Origin of the sequence: Mesorhizobium sp. AD1-1, assembly GCF_020164655.1 — a bacterium.
Classification (GTDB): domain Bacteria; phylum Pseudomonadota; class Alphaproteobacteria; order Rhizobiales; family Rhizobiaceae; genus Mesorhizobium; species Mesorhizobium ciceri.
Genome location: NZ_JAIUGP010000007.1, coordinates 272,618 through 297,495, shown reverse-complemented (window position 1 = coordinate 297,495; position 24,878 = coordinate 272,618). Strand labels below are relative to the sequence as shown.

At 63.8% G+C, this 24,878-nt stretch carries 30 protein-coding genes; 15 read left to right on the top strand and 15 right to left on the bottom strand.

The window, feature by feature from the left end:
- Positions 1-99: 99 nt before the first annotated feature.
- The 3 genes from LB519_RS16430 to LB519_RS16420 all read right to left on the bottom strand — a co-directional run bounded on the left by LB519_RS16430 (position 100) and on the right by LB519_RS16420 (position 2,321).
- Entirely contained in the window at positions 100-912 is an 813-nt protein-coding gene (locus LB519_RS16430) for an SH3 domain-containing protein (protein ID WP_318011929.1), read from the bottom strand.
- 213 nt (positions 913-1,125) lie between these two features.
- Entirely contained in the window at positions 1,126-1,890 is a 765-nt protein-coding gene (locus tag LB519_RS16425; RefSeq protein ID WP_224620607.1) for a metallophosphoesterase family protein, read from the bottom strand.
- A gap of 68 nt (positions 1,891-1,958) precedes the next feature.
- Positions 1,959-2,321: an ArsR/SmtB family transcription factor gene (locus LB519_RS16420; RefSeq protein ID WP_013530112.1), complete on the bottom strand. Its 363-nt coding sequence runs from the start codon at positions 2,319-2,321 to the stop codon at positions 1,959-1,961.
- A 208-nt stretch (positions 2,322-2,529) separates the two neighbouring features.
- Between LB519_RS16420 and LB519_RS16415 the strand changes: the two genes are divergently transcribed.
- Entirely contained in the window at positions 2,530-3,708 is a 1,179-nt protein-coding gene (locus tag LB519_RS16415) for an MFS transporter (RefSeq protein ID WP_013530113.1), read from the top strand.
- Between the two features lie 21 nt (positions 3,709-3,729).
- Here the strand turns inward: LB519_RS16415 and LB519_RS16410 are convergent, their stop codons facing one another.
- The gene (locus tag LB519_RS16410) at positions 3,730-4,188 is read right to left on the bottom strand and encodes a MarR family winged helix-turn-helix transcriptional regulator (protein ID WP_024504123.1); all 459 of its coding nucleotides are present in this window, start codon (positions 4,186-4,188) and stop codon (positions 3,730-3,732) included.
- 210 nt (positions 4,189-4,398) lie between these two features.
- On the opposite strand from LB519_RS16410, the gene LB519_RS16405 reads away from it, so the two are divergent.
- Positions 4,399-5,193 (top strand): SDR family NAD(P)-dependent oxidoreductase, encoded by a 795-nt coding sequence (locus LB519_RS16405; protein ID WP_224620606.1) that lies wholly within the window; start codon positions 4,399-4,401, stop codon positions 5,191-5,193.
- Between the two features lie 251 nt (positions 5,194-5,444).
- On the opposite strand, the gene LB519_RS16400 is transcribed toward LB519_RS16405, so the two are convergent.
- A complete protein-coding gene (locus tag LB519_RS16400) occupies positions 5,445-6,044 on the bottom strand; it encodes a LysE family translocator (protein WP_224620605.1) in 600 nt (199 codons plus the stop codon).
- A gap of 98 nt (positions 6,045-6,142) precedes the next feature.
- Here LB519_RS16400 and LB519_RS16395 point away from each other — a divergent pair, with 98 nt between their 5' ends.
- Complete coding sequence (locus LB519_RS16395; protein ID WP_013530117.1) at positions 6,143-7,012, top strand: LysR family transcriptional regulator; 870 nt, start codon at positions 6,143-6,145, stop codon at positions 7,010-7,012.
- Between the two features lie 113 nt (positions 7,013-7,125).
- On the opposite strand, the gene LB519_RS16390 is transcribed toward LB519_RS16395, so the two are convergent.
- The 3 genes from LB519_RS16390 to LB519_RS16380 all read right to left on the bottom strand — a co-directional run bounded on the left by LB519_RS16390 (position 7,126) and on the right by LB519_RS16380 (position 10,179).
- Positions 7,126-7,776: a dihydrofolate reductase family protein gene (locus tag LB519_RS16390; RefSeq protein ID WP_063168788.1), complete on the bottom strand. Its 651-nt coding sequence runs from the start codon at positions 7,774-7,776 to the stop codon at positions 7,126-7,128.
- A 126-nt stretch (positions 7,777-7,902) separates the two neighbouring features.
- Positions 7,903-8,727 (bottom strand): protein-L-isoaspartate O-methyltransferase family protein, encoded by an 825-nt coding sequence (locus LB519_RS16385; RefSeq protein ID WP_224620618.1) that lies wholly within the window; start codon positions 8,725-8,727, stop codon positions 7,903-7,905.
- A gap of 87 nt (positions 8,728-8,814) precedes the next feature.
- Complete coding sequence (locus LB519_RS16380; protein WP_013530120.1) at positions 8,815-10,179, bottom strand: Nramp family divalent metal transporter; 1,365 nt, start codon at positions 10,177-10,179, stop codon at positions 8,815-8,817.
- Between the two features lie 235 nt (positions 10,180-10,414).
- Between LB519_RS16380 and mntR the strand changes: the two genes are divergently transcribed.
- The 5 genes from mntR (at position 10,415) to LB519_RS16355 (ending at position 14,598) form a co-directional block, all read left to right on the top strand.
- Positions 10,415-10,864 (top strand): manganese-binding transcriptional regulator MntR, encoded by a 450-nt coding sequence (mntR, locus tag LB519_RS16375; RefSeq protein ID WP_024504117.1) that lies wholly within the window; start codon positions 10,415-10,417, stop codon positions 10,862-10,864.
- An 89-nt stretch (positions 10,865-10,953) separates the two neighbouring features.
- Positions 10,954-11,142 (top strand): hypothetical protein, encoded by a 189-nt coding sequence (locus LB519_RS16370; protein WP_024504116.1) that lies wholly within the window; start codon positions 10,954-10,956, stop codon positions 11,140-11,142.
- 199 nt (positions 11,143-11,341) lie between these two features.
- Positions 11,342-12,262: a neutral zinc metallopeptidase gene (locus LB519_RS16365; protein WP_013530123.1), complete on the top strand. Its 921-nt coding sequence runs from the start codon at positions 11,342-11,344 to the stop codon at positions 12,260-12,262.
- A gap of 156 nt (positions 12,263-12,418) precedes the next feature.
- Positions 12,419-13,684: a TCR/Tet family MFS transporter gene (locus tag LB519_RS16360; protein WP_224620604.1), complete on the top strand. Its 1,266-nt coding sequence runs from the start codon at positions 12,419-12,421 to the stop codon at positions 13,682-13,684.
- Positions 13,681-14,598, top strand: coding sequence for an aldo/keto reductase family oxidoreductase (locus LB519_RS16355; protein ID WP_224620603.1), 918 nt, complete (start codon positions 13,681-13,683; stop codon positions 14,596-14,598). Before LB519_RS16360 ends, LB519_RS16355 begins: the two co-directional genes overlap by 4 nt.
- A gap of 176 nt (positions 14,599-14,774) precedes the next feature.
- On the opposite strand, the gene LB519_RS16350 is transcribed toward LB519_RS16355, so the two are convergent.
- Entirely contained in the window at positions 14,775-14,966 is a 192-nt protein-coding gene (locus LB519_RS16350) for a hypothetical protein (protein ID WP_224620602.1), read from the bottom strand.
- Positions 14,967-15,008: 42 nt separating this feature from the next.
- The gene (gene carA / locus LB519_RS16345) at positions 15,009-16,226 is read right to left on the bottom strand and encodes a glutamine-hydrolyzing carbamoyl-phosphate synthase small subunit (RefSeq protein ID WP_063168786.1); all 1,218 of its coding nucleotides are present in this window, start codon (positions 16,224-16,226) and stop codon (positions 15,009-15,011) included.
- A gap of 276 nt (positions 16,227-16,502) precedes the next feature.
- On the opposite strand from carA, the gene LB519_RS16340 reads away from it, so the two are divergent.
- Positions 16,503-16,952 carry a GatB/YqeY domain-containing protein gene (locus LB519_RS16340; protein WP_224620601.1) on the top strand — a complete coding sequence of 150 codons (450 nt, stop codon included), beginning with the start codon at positions 16,503-16,505 and terminating at the stop codon, positions 16,950-16,952.
- Positions 16,953-17,079: 127 nt separating this feature from the next.
- The gene (locus tag LB519_RS16335; RefSeq protein ID WP_224620600.1) at positions 17,080-17,370 is read left to right on the top strand and encodes a hypothetical protein; all 291 of its coding nucleotides are present in this window, start codon (positions 17,080-17,082) and stop codon (positions 17,368-17,370) included.
- 61 nt (positions 17,371-17,431) lie between these two features.
- Here LB519_RS16335 and LB519_RS16330 read toward each other — a convergent pair whose 3' ends face one another.
- Positions 17,432-18,004 carry a TetR/AcrR family transcriptional regulator gene (locus LB519_RS16330; RefSeq protein WP_013530128.1) on the bottom strand — a complete coding sequence of 191 codons (573 nt, stop codon included), beginning with the start codon at positions 18,002-18,004 and terminating at the stop codon, positions 17,432-17,434.
- 118 nt (positions 18,005-18,122) lie between these two features.
- Between LB519_RS16330 and LB519_RS16325 the strand changes: the two genes are divergently transcribed.
- The gene (locus LB519_RS16325) at positions 18,123-18,845 is read left to right on the top strand and encodes a DUF4336 domain-containing protein (RefSeq protein WP_224620599.1); all 723 of its coding nucleotides are present in this window, start codon (positions 18,123-18,125) and stop codon (positions 18,843-18,845) included.
- Here the strand turns inward: LB519_RS16325 and LB519_RS16320 are convergent.
- Positions 18,808-19,773, bottom strand: a complete 966-nt coding sequence (locus LB519_RS16320) for a LysR family transcriptional regulator (RefSeq protein ID WP_013530130.1) — start codon at positions 19,771-19,773, stop codon at positions 18,808-18,810. The two genes, LB519_RS16325 and LB519_RS16320, sit on opposite strands and share 38 nt — an antisense overlap.
- Positions 19,774-19,874: 101 nt before the next feature.
- Between LB519_RS16320 and LB519_RS16315 the strand changes: the two genes are divergently transcribed.
- From LB519_RS16315 to LB519_RS16305, 3 genes are all read left to right on the top strand, one after another.
- The gene (locus tag LB519_RS16315; protein WP_224620598.1) at positions 19,875-20,777 is read left to right on the top strand and encodes an alpha/beta fold hydrolase; all 903 of its coding nucleotides are present in this window, start codon (positions 19,875-19,877) and stop codon (positions 20,775-20,777) included.
- Between the two features lie 174 nt (positions 20,778-20,951).
- Positions 20,952-21,197, top strand: coding sequence for a hypothetical protein (locus LB519_RS16310; RefSeq protein WP_224620597.1), 246 nt, complete (start codon positions 20,952-20,954; stop codon positions 21,195-21,197).
- A 57-nt stretch (positions 21,198-21,254) separates the two neighbouring features.
- Positions 21,255-21,470: a hypothetical protein gene (locus LB519_RS16305; RefSeq protein WP_013530133.1), complete on the top strand. Its 216-nt coding sequence runs from the start codon at positions 21,255-21,257 to the stop codon at positions 21,468-21,470.
- A gap of 62 nt (positions 21,471-21,532) precedes the next feature.
- Here LB519_RS16305 and LB519_RS16300 read toward each other — a convergent pair whose 3' ends face one another.
- Positions 21,533-21,973, bottom strand: a complete 441-nt coding sequence (locus LB519_RS16300; protein WP_027162072.1) for a DUF2267 domain-containing protein — start codon at positions 21,971-21,973, stop codon at positions 21,533-21,535.
- A gap of 224 nt (positions 21,974-22,197) precedes the next feature.
- Between LB519_RS16300 and LB519_RS16295 the strand changes: the two genes are divergently transcribed.
- Positions 22,198-22,890 (top strand): hypothetical protein, encoded by a 693-nt coding sequence (locus LB519_RS16295; protein WP_224620596.1) that lies wholly within the window; start codon positions 22,198-22,200, stop codon positions 22,888-22,890.
- Between the two features lie 33 nt (positions 22,891-22,923).
- Here the strand turns inward: LB519_RS16295 and LB519_RS16290 are convergent, their stop codons facing one another.
- Together LB519_RS16290 and LB519_RS16285 are read right to left on the bottom strand one after the other, a co-directional pair.
- Positions 22,924-23,841, bottom strand: a complete 918-nt coding sequence (locus LB519_RS16290; RefSeq protein ID WP_013530136.1) for an NADP-dependent oxidoreductase — start codon at positions 23,839-23,841, stop codon at positions 22,924-22,926.
- A 211-nt stretch (positions 23,842-24,052) separates the two neighbouring features.
- Positions 24,053-24,409 carry an SPW repeat protein gene (locus LB519_RS16285; protein ID WP_027162069.1) on the bottom strand — a complete coding sequence of 119 codons (357 nt, stop codon included), beginning with the start codon at positions 24,407-24,409 and terminating at the stop codon, positions 24,053-24,055.
- Positions 24,410-24,878: the final 469 nt, after the last annotated feature.

Below are 24,878 nucleotides of genomic sequence, written 5' to 3'. Positions count from 1 at the left end.
GTAAGGGAGTAGGGGAGTAGGGGAGTAGGGGAGTAGGTTGGGTTCGAGGGCATTCCAAACATACTCCCTTATTCCCCTACTCCCCTACTCCCCTAAATTCTAATTCCCCAGCGCCAACTGATCCGTGATCTCAAACCGCTCCGAGACGCCGACACGGATCATGTTGAGGCTGCCTTCCCTGGTGAAGCGGAAGTCGCCGGGCGCGTCGGAACCGGCCGGCTGGCCGGCACGGAAGGAGATGATACGCGTGCCGCCATCGGGCCAGGTCACAGTGATGTTCGCCTTGTCGGCGCTGTGCACCACGCTGACCTTGCAGCGCTCCATCGGCTGGCCGACATAGCGGGCGCAGGGAATCTCGGGGCCAGAAGCCAGCGTCGGAGCGGAATCAAGCGGGACGTCAGGCGCCGCCAGCGCCAGTAGGTACGCATCCTGCATGGCGGCGTGGCCGATTTCCTCTGGCGATTTCGGCGTGCTTTCTGCTGCCGGACCGGCGCCGCCAAGCCGCGCTGTCAGGTCGGGCGGTGCGACCGGCGCGCTGTCGGCTGAGCCGGTGGCCTGCGATTGGTCCGGTGGCGAGGCCTGCTCGGCCCCACTGCCGGTGGAGGCAACCACCGGCGCATCGGCCGGTCTTGGCTCACCTTCGACATAGGGGTTCGGATTGAGGGGGATGAGATAGCGCGCCGGCGCCCAGCCGCTCAGCTTCTCCTTGCCCGTGCTCTCGACCTTGCACCATTTGTAGCCGTTGATGTCGTTGCAGCCGAGATTGGTGACCATGTCGCCGCTGCTCAGCCGCGCCTCGACCGTGGCGACCGGCGATGCGGTGGTGCGGACCTTGAGAAGGTCGTCCGGCGCCAGGCCGGTGACGACGGAGATGACGAGCTCCGGCGCCGCTTGGGCCATCTCTTCAGCCATAGCGGGGGCAATCACCGGCCACGCCGTCATCAGCAGCGGAGCAGCAATCAGCGCATGGAGGTTTGTTCGGAGCGTAACTGTGCGCCTCATCGTTTGGCCGTGCGCTGATACCGTGCCGCGGCGGATCGAGCCCGCCGCAAGCCCGGCCGGTTTTATAAGGGACGACGCGGCGCCATGTAAGCCCGAAAATTCGGGCCGCCGTTTCGCCAGCCTTCAGCCGGGCAGGGGCATGAACCCGGTTCTGAGCGCGTGAGCCCATTCCGGCCGGTCCGCTTGTTCGGCCTGCCTGGCGGCCGCCTCGTGGTCGTAGTCGACGGCGATGGCCTCGAAGCCGTCGGGCTGGCCGTTGCTGCCCGAGGTGACGATGCCGTAGCGCGCATGCGGCGAGCCCTGCTCGGAGACATGCGCCGGCGGCGTGGAATCGTCATAGGCAGGGCAGCCGATGCTGCCCGGATTGAAGATGACGGGACCGTCGGGGACGCGGATCAGTTCCGCGCGGTGGCTGTGGCCGCACAGCGCGATGCGGCAAGCCGGGTCGAGCGCCTTCAGCCGCCGCCGGATCGCCGTCAGCGGCGCGCGCACCAGCTGGCCATTGGCAATCGTATCAGTGAGATATTTCTCGTCATGGTCGGGACGGGCGTGGAAAGCGATGATTCCGGGTGCGATCTCCAGCGTCAACGGCTGGGCGAACAGCACCTGGCGCTGTGCCTCGGTCAGCCGCTCCTGCGCATAGACGTCGGAGGGCCACATGGTGTCATCAGCGGGGTCGGCGGCAACACGGCGGTCGTGGTTGCCGCGCACCGTCGGCAGGTTCAGCGCCTGCAGCCGTTCCATCGTTTCGCGCGGCCATAGCGGGCCGGAAACGCTGTCGCCGAGATTGACGGTCAGGTCGGCGCCGCCGCGCCGGCGCAGGTCGTCAAGCACGGCGTCGAGCGCCAGCGCATTGCCGTGGATGTCGGCGAGGACGGCGATGCGCATTTCGGGAAGCTCCTGTGTGACGCCGCTTTTCCTGTTCCCCACGTTCGTGGGCGAGGAACCCAAATCCTTCAGGGTCGGGCGTGCACTTCGATATCGTGGCCGCCAACCGCCGGCAGTGCCGGATCGTCGCCGGCGGCGGCGATGACGCTGTCGAGCAGGCCGGGGAAGCGGGCGTCGAGATCGGCGCGGCGCAGTGTGATCATGCGGTTGGTGCCGACCACCTCGGCGCGGGTGACGCCGGCCTCGCGCAATTTGGCGAGGTGGTAGCTCAGATTGGTCTTCGAGCCGAAATCGAGGAACTGGCTGCAGTTCAGCGGCACGCCCTGCTTGCTGGCGAGATAGCGCACGATGGCAAGCCGCGTCGGGTCGCCGAGCACGCCAAGCACGATCGGCAGGCTGATCTGGTCCGTATTGGGGTGTGGCAAGGTCATGTCTCGAAACTAAGCACAGTCGGGTCCGATTTCAACGCATCCATCATTGTTGGCTCCACATGGCCTTTCTCCGTCTCGCGCGAACCCCGCCCGGCCTGTGCTGACACAGGGCTGTCAGGAAGGTTCAGCTATTTTTCCCTGGCTTCATTGACATGATGCCCCATTATGTCCAATTGTTCAATAACTTTTGAACTAAGGACATCCCGCCATGGACAAGCGCCTCTTCTGGCTCGCGCTCGGATCGTTCACGATCTCGACCGAAGGCTTCGTCATCTCCAGCCTTCTGCCCGACATCGCGGCGGATGCCGGCATCTCCATTCCGCTGGCCGGCACGCTGATTACCGCCTTCGCGCTCGCCTATGCGGTCGGCACGCCGATCCTGGCGACGCTGACCGGCGAATGGGACCGGCGCCGCGTCATCCTGTGGACGCTGGTGTTCTTCGTCATCGGCAACATCGCCGCGGCCTTGAGTTCCTCCTTCGAACTGCTTCTGGTCGCGCGCATCGTCATGGCGCTGTCGTCGGGCCTGTTCGCCGCAACCGCGCAGGGCACCGCAGTAGCGCTGGTCGATGATCATCACCGGGCGCGTGCCATCGCCGTCGTCGTCGGCGGCACCACTGTGGCCGTTGCGCTCGGTGCGCCGCTCGGCGCGCTCGTTGCCACCGTCGCCGGCTGGCGCGGTACCTTCTTTGCCATCGCCGGCCTTGGCGCGCTTGCAGGCGCGATCCTGTGGTACCGGCTGCCGCAGGGCATCGTCGGCACCAGGCTGCCCTTGAAGCGCAGGCTGGCGGCAGCGCTGCGTCCAGGCGTGATGCCGATCCTGTTGACGACAGTGCTGGCGCTGATCGGCGCCTTCACCGTCTTTGCCTATGTCGCGCCGCTTGCCATCGAGGGCGGCGGTCTCAGCCAGATCGCGCTGCCCGGCATGCTGCTCGCCTTCGGCGTCGGCGCCGTCATCGGCAACATTGGCGGCGGCCAGGCCGCCGACCGGTTCGGTGCGACCCGCACCGTCGGCTGGTCGCTGGCGCTGAGTGCAGCCATGCTGGTCTTATTGTCGGTCATCCCGACCTTCCTGCCGCACCATATTGCCGGGCCGGCGCTGATGGCGATGATGGTGCCGTGGGGCATCGTCGGCTGGGCGTTCCCGCCGGCGCAGGCGAGCCGCATCATCAAGCTGGCGCCCGATGCCGCCCCGATCGTGCTGTCGCTCAACGCCTCGGCGCTCTATCTCGGCGTGGCGCTGGGTGCCGTGGTCGGTGGTGCCGTGCTGCGCTACGGCGCGCCGGCCGATCTCGGCCTGGTCGCCGCGATCTTCCCGATCGTCGGGCTTGGCGTCGTGGTCGCCGGCCGCTGGGCGGCTCGGCCTGTAGAAATGCCTGCCGAGTAGAGTCTTTGGCAAACGCTGGCCTTAGGGCGTGGCCGGCGGCAGATCAAAATCCAGCGCGGCGATCTCATCCAGAGCCGCGCGCAAATCTTCGGCCTTGTCCTTGCCGACGACATCCTCGAAACGCTGCTGGGCGATTTGCCACAGTTTCATCGCTTCCTCGATCTTGTCCAGGCCCTTTGGCGTCAGTCGTACACGCTTGACGCGGCGGTCCTCCGGGTCGGCGAAGGTCTCGACATAGCCGTCGCGGATCAGCGGTTTCAGCGTATGGCCGAGCGCCGACAGGTCCATGATCAGCGACGTGGCGATGGCGCCCATCGCCGGCTCATCGCCCATATGGATCTGGTAAAGCAGGCCCTGCTGCGTCGCCTTGAGGCCTGACGGCTCCACCACATCATCATAAAACTTGCCGAGCTTGCGCGCCGCGCGGCGCAGGGCGGCGTTGTTGCAGAGCGTGAGGCCGGGCAGGCTGTCCTTTGACATGATGGTCCCTGGCGCCGGGGAATGAGGCCCGGCTGCTCCCCTCAAATAATCCCCGCCCGTCTCATTGACAAGATAGTGGCATATGCCTACTTCACGATTAGTGGTATATGCCACTAAATCAGATCAAGCGGCTTTCCGGCAGCGCGGCAGATGCCACGGTGCCGGGGGTCATTCGAAACGAACAAGATCAGTTGAAGAAGGAACAGGACAATGAGTGGACAGGGCAACAAGGGCACGGCGGTCGTCACCGGTGCTTCGTCGGGCATCGGCGCGGTCTATGCCGACCGGCTGGCGGGGCAGGGCTACGATCTGGTGCTGGTGGCGCGGCGCGCCGACCGGCTGGAGGAACTGGCCGGGAAGCTGCGCCAGACCTATAGCCGCAAGGTCGGCGTGACCAGCGCCGATCTTGCAAACGACGATGATGTGCGCCGCGTCGAGCAAGCTGTAACAGCCGACGAGAGCATCACACTGCTGGTCAACAATGCCGGCATCGGCGGCCAGGCCGTCGTGGCCACCGCCGATGTCGACGCGGCCGAGCGCATGATCAAGGTCAACACCATCGCCTTGACGCGTCTAACCCGCGCCGTGCTGCCGGGGCTTTTGGCACGCAACCGCGGCGGCATCGTCAACATCGCCTCGGTGCTCGCCTTCGACACCTCCTTCGGCGGCATCTACAGCGGCACCAAAGCTTATGTGGTCAACTTCACCGAAGCCCTGCACCGTGAGGTCGAGGGCACCAATGTGAAGGTGCAGGTGGTGCTGCCGGGCGCGACCCGGACCGATTTCTGGGAACTTGCCGGCACCGATATCGCAAACGTTCCGAAGGAGATCATCATGACCGCCGACGACATGGTCGATGCCGCACTTGTCGGCTTGGCCAAAGGCGAGGCGGTCACCGTGCCCGCGCTTGCCGATGCGGCCAAGCTCGACACATTCCTCGGCGCCCGGCAAGCCTTCTACGGCAGCCTGCACGCCGACAAGCCGGCGGCCCGCTACGGGGTTTGAAGGTTGAGAGGCTGGTTCGCTTTGCGAACCAGGACCCCACCCCGCTGCTTCGCAGCGACTTGCCGGGGCGAGCCGCGGGTCTCGCCCGTCCTTCGGACCCCCATAAGGGGGAAGGTTGGGGACGCGGCTTGTCCGCCCATGCGACAATGGTCTTGTGGGGCGCGAAAAGCTGGACTCCCCACCTCCCCCTTGTGGGGAGGTCGGACCGAAGGCCCGGGTGGGGGGCTGGCGCGGGTTTTGGCTTGAGCGCTTTACACCGACCGCCACATCGGAATGATCGAGGCGGCCAGCACCAGCGCCAGCACGATGTTGAGCGCGCGCCATTGCCACTCGGTCTTGAGCAGCCGCGCCAGCACCATGCCGGCCACGCACCACAGTGAAAGCGAGGCGGCGGCCGCGAGGCCGAAAGTGGCGCCGAGCAGCAGCGCGAGTTGCATCGGTCCGCTGGCCAATGCCGCGAACGACGCCGCGGCGCCCAATCCCATCGCCCATCCCTTCGGGTTCATCCATTGAATGCCGGCGCCGCCGAGAAAGCTGTTCGGCCTGGTCATGGTCACATCCAGATTAGGCGGTCCGCTGCGGCCGATCTTGATCGCCAGCCAGACGAGATAAAGTGAGCCGGTGACCTTCATCGCCAGTTGCAGCGAGGGCACGGCGAGCAGCAGGCCGGCGAGCCCGGCGGCGGCGGCGCTCGTCACCGTGGCGAGGCCGGCGGCGCTGCCGATCAGCAGGGGTACGGAACGGCGAAAGCCGAACTGCGCGCCCGATGCCGTCGACAGGGTCGTGGCGATGCCGGGCGTGGTGGTGGCGACGATGGCAAACAGGATGAGCGGGAAAATGGGCTCGAGCATGCGGCGTCCTCGGTGGGAGGGCTGCCATCGTAGCTGCGCACGAACTTCAGTAAATGCAATGTTTGCTATGGTTGACATTAGCAAGCATGATGCCAATCATGATCCGAAATCTCGACATGGCGCTGATCCGCACCTTTATCACCGTCGCCGACAAGGCCAGCATGACAGCGGCGGCCAATGCACTGCACCTGACGCAAGGTGCTGTCAGCCAGCAGGTCAAACGGCTGGAGGAGGCGTTCGGCTCGAGCCTCTTCGAGCGCGACCGGCGCGGCTTGCGGCTTACGCGCGCCGGTGAACAGCTGTTCGGCAGGGGCAAGCGGCTGCTGGCCTTGAATGACGAGATCTGGGCCGAAATGGCTGGGAGCCCGGTGGCCGGCCAGGTGCGGCTCGGCGTGCCCTACGACCTTGTCGGCACCTTGCTGGCGCCGGTGCTGAAGACCTATGCCGAGACCTATCCGCAGGTCGAGATATCGCTGGTCTGCGCCTCGTCGCCAGAATTGACTGCTGCCCTTGCGGCCGGGACCATCGACCTTGCCGTGATCGAGGAATGCGCCGGCCCGTCGGCCGGCGAATGCCTCGTTGTTGACCGGCTGGTCTGGGTCGGTGCCAAGGGCGGCGTTGCCCGCGCCAAGCGGCCGCTGCCGGTCTCGATCGTCGCCGACACCTGCGCTTTCCGGCCGGCTGTGCTGGCGGCGCTCGGTGAGCATGGGCTGGAGTGGCGCACCGTGTTCGAGAACGGCAACATCGACGCGACGACCGCGACGGTGCGCTCCGACCTCGCCGTCACCACCTGGCTGGCCTCCACGGTGCCAGCCGATCTCGACATATTGCCATCGGAGTCCGGCCTGCCGCCGCTGCCGAATTTTGCCATCAACCTGCATCTGCCGAGGCATGGGGTAGGGCCCGCGGCGCAGGAATTCGCACGGCATATACGGGAAGGGCTGGCGCGGCGACCAGTCGCTGCTTGAAGCTTCTCAGAACTTGGGTTCCTCTCCCCCGTCGATCGGGGAGAGGTGTCGAGCGAAGCTCGACCGAGTGGCGGGTCGATCTTTCATCGTGGGGCGAGGAACCCAGGTCCTGCTTACTTCCAGTTCTTCCGCCGCTCGAGCTCGGCTTCCGACGGCTCTCCCGTGACAAACGACCCGACCTTGACCTCGCCCGCGCGTTCGTAGGTCGCCATGATGACGCCGGTGCCGGTTGCCTGCGACTTAATGAGCTTGAAGGCGGCCGGGATCGCGCTGTCGCCGAACAGCCGCTTGCCCTTGCCCAGCAACAGCGGGAAGATCATCAGCCGGATCTCGTCGATCAGCCCGTTGGCGAGCAGCGTTTGGATCAGGTTGCCCGATCCCTGGATGAGCAGGTCGGGTCCATCCTCCTGCTTGAGGCGGCGCAACGCCGCAACGATATCGGGCCCGAGCGATTGCGTGTTCTGCCAGGTGAGGGTGTCGGGCCGATGCGTCGCGACATATTTGGCCGCAGGGTTGAAGGCATCCGCGATCGGATCTTTCTGATATGGCCAGTAGGCGGCGAAGATATCGTAGGTCCTGCGGCCGAGAAGCAGGGCGAAAGGCTTGGAGAACAGTTCATCCATCGCCGCGCCCCCCGCCTCGTCGAAGTAATGGAAGGTCCAGCCGCCGAACTTAAAGCCGCCGACCGGATCCTCTTGCGGGCCGCCGGGCGCCTGCATGACGCCGTCGAGGCTGATGAATGTCGCAGAGATAATCTTTCTCATTCCAATGCTCCCGTTCTTCGGTCCACGCCGTCGTGGCGGACTTCAGCCCAAGGACGGGCGACGAGCCACCGGTCCGACAGGACAGGACGAAATTTTGGAAAATCACCGTCATTTGCGAGGTCCGGCTTAGAGAGTTTCCGACGAGAACCAGACATCGCCCGATATGGCGGTGGCGGTGGCGTCCGGCGCCCTGTCCTGGACCAGCCAGATCGAGCGGCTGCGCGCGGCCTGCTCGCCGGTGGGGATCATCGCCGCGGGGTCCGCGACCGAGGCGCCGACACAGGGAATGAACCACGACCGCATGAACGGATCGCAGGCGAAGCCTTTTTGCGTGCGTGTCACCATCACCGCCAGCGGGACGCGCTCGGCCGGCCGCCAGGGAAAGATCATGCGGCCGCCTGGCCGCAGCGCCTTCAGCCATCCGGCCGGGGGCGTTGCGACCCCGGCATTGACATAGATGATGTCGGATGGCGGCAGGGGCGTCGTCACGGCATCGCCATGGACCACCGTCGCATTGCCATAGGCTTCGAGATTTTGCCGCGCCAGATAGGCCAGCTTCTCGTCGAGTTCGAAAGCGGTGACGATGCCGCCTGGCGAAACCAGCCGGGCCAGCACGGCGGTGTAGTAGCCGGTGCCGGCGCCGATATGGCAAACCGCCTCACCGGGTTTCGGTTCAAGCTTTCCAATCCACATGGCGTGCAGGAATGGCTCGCCATTGTTGATGCCCTTGTCGTCGTCGAGCGCCACCAGCACGTTCTGATAGATATGAGCCGGATCGGCGCTTGGTGTTCTGATCTTGCCGTTGCCAGCGACGACCGTCCACGGCCCGGGACCGAGAAACGCTTCGCGCGGCACGTCGGCGAAAGCCGCTTCCAGACGTGGGTCGGGCGAGCCGGCATTGGCGGCCAGCAGCCGCGCGTAGAATTTCCTGATGTCTTCGATCCGGGTCATGATGCCGGAAAACATAGCGCGGATTGCCGATTTGTCGCGAGGCTGCCCCCTTCGCAGAGGGCAGCCGGTTTCCAGGCGAAGCGGAACTCAGCCGACCCCGAACATGGTGTCGTAGAGCAGCTTGAAGTTGAGCACCAGGATGATCGCGGCGACCACCCAGGCAAGGGCTGCGACGCCGCGCGGAATGGCGAGATTGCCCATCTTCTTCTTGTCGGAGACGAACTGCACCAGCGGGACGACCGCGAAGGGCAGTTGCATCGACAGGATGACCTGGCTGAACACCAGCAACTGGCCGGTGCCCTTTTCGCCATAGAGCGCGGTGACGACCACCACCGGGATAATGGCGAGGCCGCGCGTCAGCAGCCGGCGTGCCCAGTTGGGGATGCGCAGGCGCAGGAAGCCTTCCATAACAATCTGGCCGGCGAGCGTGGCCGTCACCGTCGAGTTCAGGCCGGAAGCCAGCAGCGCCACCGCGAACAGGATCGAGGCGATGCCGAGGCCGAGCAGCGGCGACAGCAGCTCGAAGGCCTGGCCGATCTCTGCGACGTCCTGGTGGCCGGTGTTGTGAAAGGCGACCGCGGACACGATCAGGATCGAGGCGTTGACGAACAAAGCCAGCATCAGGGCGATGGTCGAGTCCGTCGTTGCCCATTTGATGGCGTCGCGCTTGCCCTTGTCGGTGCGTTCATAGGCGCGGGTCTGCACGATCGAGGAGTGCAGATAGAGATTATGCGGCATGACGGTGGCGCCGATGATGCCGATGGCGATGTAGAGCATCGCCGGATTGGTGACGATTTCCGACGACGGCACGAACATGGCATGCAGGATCGAACCGGCCGGCGGGGCGGCGACGAAGATCTGGATGGCGAAGCAGCTGAAGATGATGATCAAAAGCGCGATGACGAAGGCTTCGAGATAGCGAAACCCCTTGTTCATCAGGAGCAGCACGAGGAAGGCGTCGAGCGCCGTCAGCATGGCGCCGCCGATCAGCGGAATGCCGAACAGAAGCTGCAATGCGATCGCGGTGCCGATGACTTCGGCCAGGTCGCAGGCGATGATGGCCAGCTCGCAGGCGATCCACAGCACGAAGTTCACCGGCCGGGGATAATAGGCCCGGCAGGCCTGGGCGAGGTCGCGGCCGGTGGCGATGCCGAGCCGTGCCGCCAGCGCCTGCAAAAGGATCGCCATCAGGTTGGACAGCATGATGATGAACAGCAGCGTGTAACCGAACTGGGCGCCGCCGGCGAGGTCGGTCGCCCAGTTGCCGGGGTCCATATAGCCGACCGAGACCATGTAGCCGGGACCCATGAAGGCGAACAGGCGACGGAACCAGACGCCCGAGTTCGGCACGGCGATAGAGGAATTGACTTCGCGCAGGCTGGGCTGCTCGTCCTCGTCGGGCCTGGCGAACCGCCATGAGGAACGGGAGGCTGTGGCTTCGGCTTCGGACATGAAGGAGGGCTTTCCGCGAGACTGGACGATGTTGCCTTAAGCTATGCCATGGCTCAACATTATGCAATATGCTATATTTCATTGTCGTTGCTTTTTATCCGGCTGGCGGCCATCGGGTGAAACGGCGATCGGAAGCCCCGGTTGCACCTGTTGCGGAATGCAAATAAACGGCCTGAAGAATCAGAGCCCGTGCTATGAAAGCATGGATGGCAAATAGTCCTGGGAGGAGCGCGTATTGGTGCTGAAGAACAGACCAGTTCCGCGCGAGCCGCTGCTCGACGCCGAAATTCATTCGGAGGGCTTCCGGCAGCAGCGCGAAGCGCGCCGCAGTGCGTTGGTCGAGGATTATGTCGAACTGATCGCCGACCTGATCGAAGACGGCAACGAGGCGCGTCAGGTCGACATCGCCGCACGGCTCGGTGTCGCGCAGCCGACAGTGGCCAAGATGCTGACCAGGCTGTGCGCCGACGGTCTGGTGTCGAGAAAACCCTATCGTGGCGTGTTCCTGACCGAAGCCGGCCGCAAAGTCGCGGAGGAAAGCCGCATCCGCCACCAGACGGTGGAAGCTTTCTTGCGCTCGCTCGGTGTCAGTGCGGAGACAGCGCGCATCGATGCCGAGGGCATCGAGCACCATGTCAGCGCCGAGACGCTGGAAGCCTTCCGCAAGGCGATGACGGCGCGCTGAGCGCCAGAGTTCCCGCGTCGCCGGAACCGTCGCACGCCAGACACGTTTGCACCAGATCCGTGCGATTGGCGCGCGAAAGGGAGGAAACGATGGGCATCGAACAAACGCCGGCGGCAAAGGGCAAGCAGGCAGCCGAGGGACTGAAACAGGCGGCGGCCAGGGATGAGCGCAAGACCGAAGCCGAAACCGGCCATCCGCTGAAAAAGGGCGCGGCGCGTTTCGAGGAGCGTTCGAAGAGCTCCGACGGCAGGAGCGCCGGCGCCAAGCAGGAAGATTAGCTCTCTGTCGGGCTTACGTGATCGGCTGTAGGCCACGGGGACGATTGCCACGCCGAGCCGCTCGCCACAACGAACTTGGCCGCAAGGCGACGCGTGTGGCCAAAAAGGCCATCGAAAAATGCTGTGACTTGGCGCAACCGTTGGGATAATTGTTTGTCGCCCCGGAGCAACGGGGAGGTTTGCTGCACGAGGAGTTGCCATGCTCTGGAAGGGCCGTCGTCAGAGTGACAATATCGAGGACGACCGCAGCGACAGCGGCGGCGGCGGACTCGGCGGCGGCGGTGGCCAGTTCCGCATTCCGATCGGCGGCCGTACCGGTGGCGGCGGCAGCATCTTCCTCGTCATCCTGGTGGTGCTGGCCGGATGGTATTTCGGCTTCGATCCTTCGACGATCCTGGGCGGTGGCGACGGCGGCCTGCTGCCGGGCGGCGGCGGCCAGATCACCGACAACAGCGGCCAGGACAACGGTGCCACACCGGCCAATGACGAGATGAAGCAGTTCGTGGCGACCGTGCTGGCCGAGACCGAGGACACCTGGACCGGCATCTTCAAGTCGCAGGGATTGACCTACGAGGATCCCAAGCTGGTGCTGTTTTCCGGCCAGGTCCGCTCGGCCTGCGGCTTTGCCTCCGCGGCGGCCGGACCGTTCTATTGTCCCGGCGACCACAAGGTCTATCTGGACATGACCTTCTTCCAGCAACTCGACCAGCAGTTCGGCGCTTCGGGCGAATTTGCCCGCGCCTATGTGATCGCGCATGAAATCGGCCATCATGTGCAGAACCTGACCGGCATCATGTCCAAGTTCAACCAGATGCGGCAGAGCATGGGCGAGGTCGAGGCCAACCAGATGTCGGTCCGAATCGAGCTTCAGGCCGACTGCTTTGCCGGTGTGTGGGCCCACTACACCGGACAGAAAGGCATATTGGAGCAGGGCGACATCGAAAGCGCGCTGAACGCCGCCAAGCAGATCGGCGACGACACGCTGCAGAAGAAGATGCAGGGCTATGTCGTGCCGGAAAGCTTCAACCACGGCACCTCGCAGCAGCGGCAGACCTGGCTGGCGCGTGGTTACAAGAGCGGCAAGCTGTCGGATTGCAACACGCTGAGTGGGCCGATCTGACCAGACCGTTGTCGAGCTTCACCTGCCGGCGATGCTGCCGTCAGGTGGTGTCAGGATAAATAGATTCGGCCTGTTCCTGCATTGTTCCTTTCCGCGAGCTCGCCTATAAGGTGCGTCCGCCTGCGCCTGAGGGCGAGCAGAGGAGCTTGATCCTGCATGATCGACCCCAAAACCGCCAGACGGGGCCTTGCGATCGTCTTCACCACGCTGCTGCTCGACATTATCGGCTTCGGCATGATCATGCCGGTGCTGCCGGCCTATCTCCGGGAATTGACCGGGGTCAGCATCAGCGGCGCGGCGATCGAAGGCGGCTGGCTGTTCTTCGTCTATGCGGCGATGCAGTTCTTCTTCGCACCGATCATGGGCGGCTTGAGCGACCGGTTCGGGCGGCGGCCGATCCTGCTCGCATCGGTGCTGACCTTCTCCATCGACAATCTGATCTGCGCCGTCGCCTGGTCCTACCCGATGCTGTTCATCGGGCGCGTGCTGGCCGGCATTTCGGGCGCCAGCTATTCGACGACATCGGCCTTCATCGCCGACATCTCGAACGATGACAATCGGGCTAAGAATTTCGGCCTGCTCGGCATCGCATTTGGCGTCGGCTTCGTCATCGGGCCGGTTCTGGGCGGGCTGCTCGGCACGTTCGGGCCGCGCGTGCCGTTCTATTTCGCCGCCGGGCTCGCCTTCGTTAATTTCCTCATCGCTTTGTTTTTCCTGCCGGAAACGCTCGATGACAAGCACCGACGCCGCTTCGAGTGGAAACGCGCCAACCCTGTCGGCACGCTTCTGCAGATGCGCCAATATCAAGGCATCGGCTGGATCGGGCTTGTCTTCTTCCTGATGACGCTCGGGCATATGATGTATCCGGCGGTCTGGTCGTTCGTCTCCAGCTACCGTTATGGCTGGAGCGAGCAGCAGATCGGCTTCTCGCTCGGCGCCTTTGGCCTGTGCGGCGCGATCGTCATGGCGACGGTGCTGCCGCGCGTCATCCCTAGGCTTGGCGAGTGGAAGACCGCGGTCATCGGCCTGACATTCACGGCAGCCAGCGCCTTCGGCTACGCCTTCGCGTCGCAAGGCTGGATGATCTATGCGGTGATCGTCGTCGGCTGCCTGGAAGCGCTGGCCGACCCGCCGCTGAGGAGCCTCGCCGCCGCCAAGGTGCCGCCTTCGGCGCAAGGCGAACTGCAGGGCGCGATGACCTCGATCTTCTCGATCACCTCGATCATCACGCCGCTGCTCTACACGGCGATCTTTTCCTGGTTCACCGGGCCAAGCGCGCCGGTGACCTTCGGCGGCGCGCCCTATCTGCTGGGAGCGTGCTTCCTGACGCTGGCGGTCATCGTCTTTGTGACGAAAGTTGCGAGGCCGGCAGCGCGCACGAATGTCGCCACCGATGTCGCTGAGGATGGAGCACAGGTGTGAGTCACAACCGCATTGCGCTCACCAGGGATGGACCATCGCTGTCGCGACTGGTCTTCGGCGCCTCGCGGCTGCTCGGCAGCGCCGCCCGCCCGGATGCCGATCAGGTCGCACGGCTGATCGGCACCGCCGTCGATTTCGGACTGACCAGCTTTGACCATGCCGACATCTATGGGCACTATGAGGTTGAAGCGGCCTTCGGCGCCGGGCTGGCGCGCTGGAAAGGCAAGCGCGACGGCATCGAGTTGATCTCGAAGTGCGATATCATGAAGAAAGCGCCAAGCCGGCCGGACAACCGGCTGAAGCATTACGATACCAGTGCCACCCATATCGCAGCCTCCGTCGACCGCTCGCTCGCCAATCTCGGCACCGACTATCTCGACCTGTTGCTGCTGCACCGGCCAGACCCGCTGATGGATGCCGACGAGACGGCGGCAGCCCTTGCCGGGCTGGTCACATCGGGCAGAGTGCGGACGATCGGCGTCTCCAATTTCACGCCGTCGCAGTTCGATTTGCTGGCCTCGCGGATGCCGTTCGCGCTCGCCACCAACCAGATCGAGATGTCGGTGCTGAAGACATCAGCGCTGACCGATGGCAGCCTCGACCACGCGCAGCGCCTTGCCTATGCGCCGATGATCTGGTCGCCGCTCGGGGGCGGCTCGCTGTTCACCTGCAAGGAGGGGCGCGAGGCGCGGGTGCGGACAGCGCTTGCCGAGGTGGCAGCGGAAATCGGTGCCGGCGATCTGGCTGCCGTCGCGATCGCCTGGCTACTGCGCCATCCGGCCCGATTGGTGCCGGTGCTGGGTTCGATGAAGCCGGAAAGGCTGGCGGCCATGGTCAGGGCGCTGGACATCGTGCTCGACCGCCAGCAATGGTTCGCCATCTTGGAGGCCAGCGAAGGTCGGCCGGTGGCGTGAGGGCGAGGCTTGTGCCGCTTGGAGATCTGCCTGCGGCGCTATCGACCATTCGCTTTGCGGAGTCCGCCGTGAATGACGACGGGAGGCAGGTCTCAGCCAAATGTCGAAGTCACGCGATTTGCCTTCGAATGATCAAAGCTTCCTCGTCGAGGATTTAATGCTCAATTCAATCCATTTCACTCGGAATGCCGAATATTGATCTGCGCCAGTTCGGCGTGCGTGAGCCGGCCCCGCAAAATCTCCATAGTCGCGTCAGCGGGCAGTGCTTTTTCGGTTTTCAGCTGAGCCTTGCGTTCGTCGTAGATCGCCACATCTGCGGCGTCTTCAAGGGCTTCTTCAGCGGCATGCAGGTCCGTATCCTTACGCATGTCTTTGCCCCCAAAACTGCGCCGCGCCGTCGCGGCGGTCCGCTAAGCCCGTTCGGCCAGCAATTCCTCACCGCGCTTTTCGCGGATCAAATTGACGAAGCGGCGGAACAGGTAGTGTGAATCCTGCGGGCCGGGCGAAGCCTCGGGGTGATGCTGGACCGAGAACACCGGCCGGCCGGTCAGGGTGATGCCGCAATTCGAACCGTCGAACAGCGAGACGTGGGTTTCCTCGACGCCTGATGGCAGCGAGTCGGCATCCACGGCAAAGCCGTGGTTCATCGAGACGATCTCGACCTTGCCGGTGGTGTGGTCCTTGACCGGATGGTTGGCGCCGTGATGGCCCTGGTGCATCTTGGCGGTCTTGCCGCCCAGCGCCAGCGCCAGCATCTGGTGGCCAAGGCAGATGCCGAACACCGGGATGTCGGTCTTCAGCAGATCCCGGATGACCGGTACGGCATAGTCGCCGGTGGCTTCCGGGTCGCCGGGGCCGTTGGAGAGAAAAATGCCGTCCGGCTGCATGGCGAGGATTTCCTCGGCGCCGGACTTGGCCGGCACCACGGTGACCTTGGCGCCGAGGCCGGCGAGCAGGCGCAAGATGTTGCGTTTGACGCCGTAGTCGATGGCGACGACGTGCATTGTCGGTTCGATCTGTTCGCCAAAGCCTTCGTTCCACACCCAGGGTGTCTCGCGCCAGACAGAGGACTGGCCCGACGTAACCTCCTTGGCGAGATCCAGCCCGATCAGGCCCGACCATGCGGCGGCGCGGCGCTTCAGATCGTCGATGTCGAACACGCCATCGGGCGCATGCGCGATGACGGCGTTGGGCATGCCCTTTTCACGGATCAGCGCGGTGAGCGCGCGGGTGTCGATGCCCGACAAAGCGACGATGCCGCGCTTCTTCAGCCACTGGTCGAGACCAGTGCCGGCACGGTAGTTGGACGGGTTGGTGACATCGGCCTTGAACACGGCGCCGACGGCGCCGGCGCGGGCGAGCGGATTGAGATCCTCGATGTCCTCGTCATTGGTGCCGATGTTGCCGATATGCGGGAAGGTGAAGGTGACGATCTGGCCGGCATAGGACGGATCGGTGAGGATTTCCTGATAGCCGGTCAGCGCCGTGTTGAAGCAGACTTCGGCGACAGCGGAGCCGGTGGCGCCGAGACCGCGACCTTCGATGACGGTACCGTCGGCCAGCACCAGAAGGGCGGTCGGCTTTTCCGTGGCCCAAGCGGGGGTCAAGGCGGGCGTCATCTCGGCCATGCGGCACTCCTGTCAGGCCGCGCGCTGCAACCGGCCCGGCGGGCCATCTGCGCGGCAAACGGCGCGAAGCGGCGATTTCGCGGCTTCCACGCAGTCAAATTTCCGTTCATGCAAGGCCCAGTACATAGGGGAAGGGGGCAGGGCGGTCAATGATCATGCGAAATGCCGCCATATTTTATTTCGCCTAGCAAAATCAGTGGCTTGCCCCGGCACATCAGAGTTTGCCTTGGCTCGCCCGCGGCGCTATTGTCCGCGCCGATCGAAGGAGAATGCACCATGCGCGGCAAAATCGCCGAATCCCTGAAGAGCGCGATGAAGGCGCAGGACAAGCACCGGCTGCCGACATTGCGGCTGATCCAGGCCGCCATTCACGACCGCGACATTGCCAATCGCGGGTCAGGCAAGGAGCCGGCCAGCGACGAGGAGATCCTGCAGATCCTGGCCAAGATGGTGAAGCAGCGCGAGGAATCGGCCAAAGCCTTCGATGACGGCAAGCGGCCGGAACTGGCCGCGCAGGAGCGCGGCGAGATGGAGATCATCCGCACCTTCCTGCCGACGCAACTGGACGATGCGGCGGTAACCGCGGCGGCGCGCGAGGCGATCGCCGCGACCGGTGCGGCCAGCCAGAAGGACATGGGCAAGGTGATTGCCGCGCTGAAACAGAAATATGCCGGCCAGATGGATTTCGGCAAGGCGAGCGGCATCGTCAAGCGTCTGCTGCAGTAGGGTGCTGCTCATCTCGTCGCTTGGGTGGCCGACCGGGCGGAATCCAGATCCGTCCGGAATCCAAGTCCAGGAATTGGAACCCGGATAGCGCCGAGATGTTTATCCGTCATGCAACTGGAGAGATGCCATGACTGAGAACGAAACCCGCTATGAAACCGGTGCGACGAAATATCCGGCAAAGACCGATGCCGACGCTTCCGATGAATTCTCCCAGGATGCGGCCGCCAACGAGAAGCCTGCCGGCGGAATAGGGCTCACCCGCCGGATGGGCGAAGTGGAAGACCGCACCTGCCAGTCGGAGGGACAAAACCCGCCAAAGCAAGCCACGCCGAGCGCTGCAACCGAAAAGACGTCCGGGGCCGGCCCCGCTATCGCGGAGCGTTCAAAGGACGCCAAGGCTCCGAAGAGCAGCCAATGAAGCGAAGGCCGGGAGCACTCCTGCGGCGCTTTGGAGATCGGCGGACAAGTGGTTCGCGTAGTTAGCGTTTGCCGATCCCTTCAACGACGATGCGGATGAGGTGCCTGATCTCGTCCTCGCTGAATGACCCGGCCGAAAGCGCCGAAAGCATCGCCTGGCCGTATATTCCAAGCAGGACCAGCGCCATGAAATTGGCATCGTCATCCCTGCGAATGACACCTTGCCGTTGGCCGAGCACCAGAAGGTCCCGGACCAGGCGCTGGAATGAGGGCCGGTCGGGCGGCGGCTGCAGGGACGGACGCTCGGCGGGGGCAAGAGCCAGCCTGGCAAGCGAGGGATTGGCCAGGCACCAGCCGGCGCTGTCGAGAAAGACTGTCTCGAGCATGACGAATACATCTTCGTTCGCCGCCATGCGGGCGCGGTAGGCGGCATCGCCCGCCTCCACGCGGGCGATGAGCCGCAACGCGATTTCTTCTTTCGAACTGAACAGATTGTAGACCGTTTTGCGGGTCAAGCCGGCGCGCGTCGCGATCTCCTCGACCGAGGTGTTGGCAAACCCCATCTCCCGAAACGCCAGGTCGGCGGCATCGAGGATGAGGCTTCGCGACCGTTCGGTCCGCTTTGGGGTTGTCATTTTTATACCCTAGTGTAAATTTACACATATGTAAACTTTTGCTGCGTGACCGCCGCATTGCGGCAGCCGCCAATCCCGCGAAGGGTCGACCGTGGCGCATCGGAATTCAAGCGGCTCTATGGGAAGCAATGTGCAAATGGCTGGTAGTCTCAAGGAATTCGGCCTTGGGATCTGGATTGCGGATGGTCCGATCGTCACGGCGGCCGCCGGCTTTCACTATCCCACGCGTATGGCCGTTATCGGATTGTCCGGGGGCGGTTTGTTCATCTGGTCACCGGTAGAGCTCACGAACGAGCTGCGCGCCGATGTGGACGCTCTGGGCGTGGTGCGCTTCCTGATCCCGCCCAATTCGCTTCACCACGTGTTTCTCGCTGACTGGCAGCGCGGCTATCCCGATGCCAAGGTCTATGCGCCACCCGGCCTGCGGGAAAAGCGCCGAGATATCCTCTTCTGTGGCGAGCTCGGCGATACGCCTGCCGCCGACTGGGCGGACGATCTCGACCAGGTCGTCGTGCGCGGCAACAGGATCACCACCGAGATTGTCTTCTTCCACCGCGCAAGCAGGACAGTGTTGTTCACCGATCTGATCCAGCATTTCCACGCCGGATGGTTCAAGGGCTGGCGGGCGCTCGTAGCCCGGCTGGATCTGATGGTGGCCGCAGAGCCCTCAGTGCCGCGAAAATTCCGCGCCGGCTTTACCGACCGGCGCGCCGCGCGTGCCGCTCTTCAACGCATACTGGCATGGCCGGCCGAAAGAGTGCTGATGGCGCACGGCGAACCAGTGACGGAGGACGCTCAAACGTTCATCCGTCGCGCTTTTCGCTGGCTGGTTGGCCGCTGACTTCCTCGGCGGATTTCGGCGCTTCGAGCACACGGCGCAATGCCGGCGCTTCCTGCTGGATATGATCCCACAGCCGGTTCGCGATCGGCCCATGCGGCCGGTCGCGGCGGCGCGCCACCACCAGTTCGTCGGTGCGGCCCGGCAGATGACGGCCGGCAATGGAGTGCAGGCGTCCGTCCTGCAGTTCTTCCTCGATCAGGAAGCGGGGCAGGTGGCCCCAGCCAAGGCCCTGCAGGATGATCTCCTTCTTCATGCCCTGGTCGGCGACGAGGCATTGCGGCGCGCCTTCGATCAGCGAATAGTTTTGTTGTGGCGAATGGCGGGCGCTGTCGCGCATGACGCATTGGGTGAGTGCCTGCATCTGGTCCGGGGTGATCGGCTGCTCGATACGCTGAGGCAGAAAGCCCGGCGCCACCACGGGAATGAAGGACACCTTGCACAAATCGACCCATTCCACCCGCGCATCGCCCTTGTCGACCCAGTGCAGGATCAGGTCGGCTTCGTCGTCGAAGAGACGCTCCCATGGGCCGCCCACCGCTTCGAAATGCAGATGCAGGCGCGTGCCGGGCAACTGTGCGAAGAATCGCCCGAGCATGCCCAGCACCTGCGGGCGCGGGCACAGGTCGCCGATCACCACATGGATCTCGCTTTCCTCACCCATCGCCAACTGGGCGGCATGGACGCGCAAACCGTCCATCTCGCGCAGCAGCGATAGCGCTCGGCGGTGGAACGACAGCCCGGCCTCGGTCGGACGCACGCGATAGCCGCTGCGATCCAAAAGGACGAGGCCGAGCTGTCGCTCCAGCTTGGCGACGGCGGCGAACACCGCGGGGTGCGAGCGATACAGCATGGCCGCCGCAGGCTGAAAACCGCCGGTGCGGACCACCGCATCGAAGCATTGCAGATCGTGCAGGGTGAATTCGGCCATGTCAGTTTTTGTTACAGAGATTGTCTTATCTTTGTAATATCAACAAAATCGCTCCACAGCTAGGCTCTGTCTCGTTCAACGTTCCAGAAGGAATCTTCATCATGAATGAGCTGAATTTCGTCACAACGGGCGACGGCACGCGCATCGCCTACCGCTTCGACGGCGAGGCAAGCAAGCCGGTGCTGGTGCTGTCGAATTCCATCGGCACCACGCTGCACATGTGGGATGGGCAGGTCGGCGAATTGTCGAAGCATTTTCGTGTCCTGCGCTACGACTTTCGCGGCCATGGCGGATCGAGCGTTCCGGTCGGCGCCTATTCGCTGGACCGGCTTGGCCGCGACGTCATCGAGTTGCTCGATGCGCTCGACCTGCAACGTGTACATTTCCTTGGCCTGTCGCTCGGCGGGTTCGTCGCGCAGTGGCTCGGCATCCACGCGCCCGAGCGGATCGACCGGCTGATCCTGAGCAACACCTCGTCGCATCTGGCGCCGGCAAGCTATTTCGACGAGCGGATCGCTGCGGTGCGCCAGGCGCCGGACATGTCGGAAACCGCCGAGACGTTCCTGAGCAACTGGTTCCCCGCGTCGCTGGTTGCCGCCAACGAGCCTGTGGTCGAAGACTTTCGCGCCATGCTGCTGGCTATCGACCGGCAGGGCCTGGCGGGTCTGTTCGCGGCGGTTCGCGACGCGGACCTTCGCCGCACCGTGGCACTGATACCCCGGCCGACGCTGGTGATCGCCGGTCGGCACGACACGGTGACGGCAGCCAGCCACAGCGAGCTGATCGCCGCGACGGTGCCCGGCGCGAAGCTGGTTGTGCTGCCTGCGGTCCATCTGTCGAACATCGAATATCCGGCAGAGTTCATCCAGGCTGTCATCGATTTCTGCGCGGAGCCGAGTGCCGCGACGGCAAAGGCATCCGGCACCAGCCCGGCGGTTGCCGTGCGTTCAAAGGACGCTGCGGTTCACAAGGGCGGGCGCCAGCCGGAGCCTGCGTCAATGTGAGCGCCGGGCCGAGCCGAGCCATCTGGCGAGAAGCTTTTCAACGCCTTTCGGAACGATCCCGTCACCTTGCCATTATCAGCACGAAGGCAGGCTCGGCCAGGCAAACGCCGACCTTAGAGACGGTCGGCGACGCACCACTTTCGGGCGCCGACACGAACACGCCGGAGGAAAGCGATGACTGGACGCAAAACCCACGATCAACAAATTCGCATCATTGAAGAGCGGGAAAACACAAAAAACGCCGGCAAGGATTTTGATGCCGAGGCGGATCTGAAACGATCAGCGGCGGAACGCGAAGCACTGCGCAAGGGAGCGGACATGAGGACCGATACACCGGACCTCGTCGATCCAGACGACCGCAACATGCTTCGCGGCAAGAATCAGGAAAGCGCCCATCACAAGAACCCTGCCGACGACTAAAGCGCGTCACGGACCAGCAACGCTCCTGGAACATTCGTCATAGATTGGAGGCAGCCCATGGCACGCGGCAGCAAGAAGCACATCGGAGCAGGTTCACAAGGAAAGGGTTCCGGCACAGGCGCCATGACCGTGACGCCAAAAGACAAGCTCGAAGAAAACAAGGTTCTGTCCAATCGCGACAAGGCACAGCATTCCAAAGAACGCGGTTTGGACTCCAGGCAGGTCGCGACCGAGCAGCATCAGGATCATGCCGCCAACCGTTTGCGGGACTGACGCCCGACAGGGGCGCCAGCCTCGGCCTGGCTGTCCGGGGAGCCGTCAGATTCGTACCATCTCTATTTGACACCGAGGCTTTCGGGCCAGAGCGCCTGGATTTCCTTCGGCAGCGCATCGCGCACCTTAGCCGATTGGCCAAGATCAACATGCCGTGCAAGAACTCGGAATACCGAGCGTGCTGCATCCTCGGGATCGACGGGGCGGATCGATTTCAATTCCTCGCCGATGTGCTGCGAGAAGTTTTCCAGGGAGCGCGTTTTGTCCGGCTCGGCTGCGGGCCGGTAGTGGTCGTAATAGGCGCCGCGCACCAGGAGCGGCAGTTCCGCCCCAAGTTTGGCCGCAAGCCCGATCTGCAGCCTGTCCCTTACGGTCCGCAGGACCGCGCCCAATATGTGCCATGCAATTCGCCGATCCGGACCATGATCGTCCATGATCTCGTCGAGCCAGATGTTGGTTGTCTGCAGCGTCCTGTCAAAGACATCCAAACCGGTAGCGCTCATCATCGCCTCCTCATCAAATTCATGTCTGGTTTCGAAACGATGCTCAGGGACAATCGTTTCGCTATCTGTCGACAAAATTGGCTCGGCCTGTGATCCGGCTCTGCCCCGGGATCCACGGTAGCGGTCTTGGTTGCGCCGGAACCCCGTCCGAAGCAGTTCGTTCCTGGGTGGGCGGCGTTGAGGAGCTGGTTGGGGGGAGCGCGTCCTGCAACGGGTTTTTTGCGATGCCTGCAAGGAAGACAAAAATCACTGAAGGCGAGAACCGACAGCAACTCCTGCAGATGATGACGACGGAGCATTTGGTGCTGGGGACCGCCAGGGCGGCGACTATTCAGGAGGCGAATCAGCGCGCAAATTTGTTCCTGACTTCGGTATCCAGCGCCACGATCGCCCTTGCTTTCGTGGCCCAGGTGACGAGGATGGGGCTTCCTTTCATGCTGTTCAGCCTGATCCTGTTGCCGTGCCTCTACTTCATTGGGCTGGTGACATTCGTCAGGGCTGTGCAGGTGGCCATCGAAGACATGGTCCACGCCCGCGGCATGGCACGCATCAGGCACTGCTACACCGAGCTCACCCCTTCGATGGCGCGCTATCTGGTTCACTCCACCCATGACAACCAAACGGCTCTGCTGGCCGATGTCGGCCTCAAGCCAAGGCCCTGGCAAGCGTTCGCCGGAACCGCAGGGATGGTGAATGTCGTCAACGGTGCCATCGCCGGTGTCTTTGCCGGCGTGATGCTCAAGGTTGTCGTTGGCTCGACGGTCAGTCTCGCCGTGACTGTCGGCATTCTAGCTTTTGCGGTGAGCAACTGGTGCCTGTGGCAACATCACAGGCGCAGTTGGGCAAGCGCGGAACACAAGCTGAAGGTGCTGTTTCCAAACGTGCCGGACAGCGACGGCGAGGCGCGGATCGGATAACCCGTTCGAGAGGGGCAGGAGCATCAACTCGCGCTAGGCGGAAACCTCAAGCACGATCTTGCCACGCACATGCTCATTTTCCAGCCGTTCTTCCGCTTTGGCGACCTCTCCAAGCGGGTAGGTGGCTTGCACGAAGGGGGTGACCTTGCCGGCCTCGATGAGGCGGCCGATCTCGGCAAGATGCGCCGCATTCGGCTCGGCCAGGTAGGAGACGCCACGCGCCCGACGCAAGTTTGCCTTTTCCTGCGACGGTTGGGAAAGCGTGGAAACGAGCGTCCCGCCAGGCTTGAGCACCTCCCAGGAGCGCTCCTGCGTGTCGCCCGCGACAAGATCGAACACCAGGTCGACCGCATCGACGACCTCTTCGAAACGCTGATTCTTGTAGTCGACCGTCTGATCGGCGCCAAGCTCACGCACGAAAACGACGTCCTCGGCGGAAACGGTTGTCGCGACGAACGCGCCCGCGGCCTTGGCCAGCTGGATCGCCAGATGACCGACGCCGCCGGCGCCGCCATGGATGAGAACCCGTTGTCCGGATTTGAGGCCGCCATGATCGAAAAGGCCTTGCCATGCGGTGATGCCGGCAAGCGGCACCGCCGCGGCTTCGACATGGCTTAGACGATCCGGTTTGGCAGCCGCCTCCGTCGCCTTGACCACGACATATTCGGCATTGCCGCCCCGGTCATGACCAAGCATCGCAAACAACGGGTCGCCCTTCTTCAACGTATGCGCCCGCGTACCGCATATTTCCACCGTGCCGGATACGTCGCGCCCGAGCGTGACCGGCAGGGTCTCGCTCACCGACCCTTCGCGGGTCTTGTAGTCGATCGGATTGACGCTTGCGGCGCGGACCCTGAGCACAACCTCGTCGTCAAGGGGCTGAGGCGAGGGGACCTGATCGATCGAAAGAACCTCAGGTCCGCCAAAAGCGTGGATGCGGATTGCTTTCATGTCGGCATACCTCCTGTTGTCTGGCTTTCGGCGACGCTGTCTGCAGGGCTGTCGTCAGCGGCTGTGCAGCCGAGGTTGCGGCGGCAGGCACGCTGGCCTCCCGGGGGCCACCGTCAGATGATTTTCCACCATCATCGGCGACCCAGCGGGATGCCAATTTGTCGGCGGCCAATCCGTCACGATCAGGCCGCCGCAAGGACGCCCAGTCCTGCTAGGCCGTAGACTGCGTCGGCGGGTTCTGGTTCATCATCCACAGCTCGATCGCAGCCAGAACCGCGACCAGAACGCCGATTACAACATGCACGCCCATGGCTGTGGTTGCCTGGAATCCAAGCACCCAGGGAGACACAACTACCCAAAGACCCACAACGAGGTTCAGCCATTCCTCCCAGACAGCAAAGGCGAAGAGGGCGGCAACCGAAAGCACGACAATCACGATGCCGCTGCCCATGGCATTCTGGGACTGTGTCCCTGCCGCGAAGGCGAATATCCATGGAGAGAAGAAGAGAATTGCTCCGAGGACCAGATTTGCTACGTCACAGAGCTTGGCATTTGACCATTGGTTCATGATTTTCTCCATCAAGCGTGCTCTCCACGCTTCCGAAGCTCAGCGGCCTTGAAACCGTCGGTCACATGGCGGCAAGGCTACAACCAGACTTGCTGGCTTTCTAACTGGAGAGCAGGCCGTTGGTTCCAACCAATCGGCCTGGCACGGCACCGGGAACTCTCCTCGCCGGGAGCATTCAGCCACTCCCGATCCGTTCGCGACATACAACGCGGCGGGAAGGTGCGAGGCGCAGGCGATTACCCATGTGATCGCCTCTCGATCATAGTCGTCACCCGGAGCGCCAGTCCTCGAAGAAGACGTTCAATGTAAGCGTGATGTGTTCGCGTTCTGGCAGCCTTCTGTGCCGCTTCCTTCCTGCCGCGGGTACCCTTGGTCCGCACTGCCTTGCGCGGCGGCGGAACGACCGGATGCGCCTTTCGTTTCGGCGGCCTTCTCGGCGGCGGCTGCCCGCGCCATGGGCGCGCGTTGT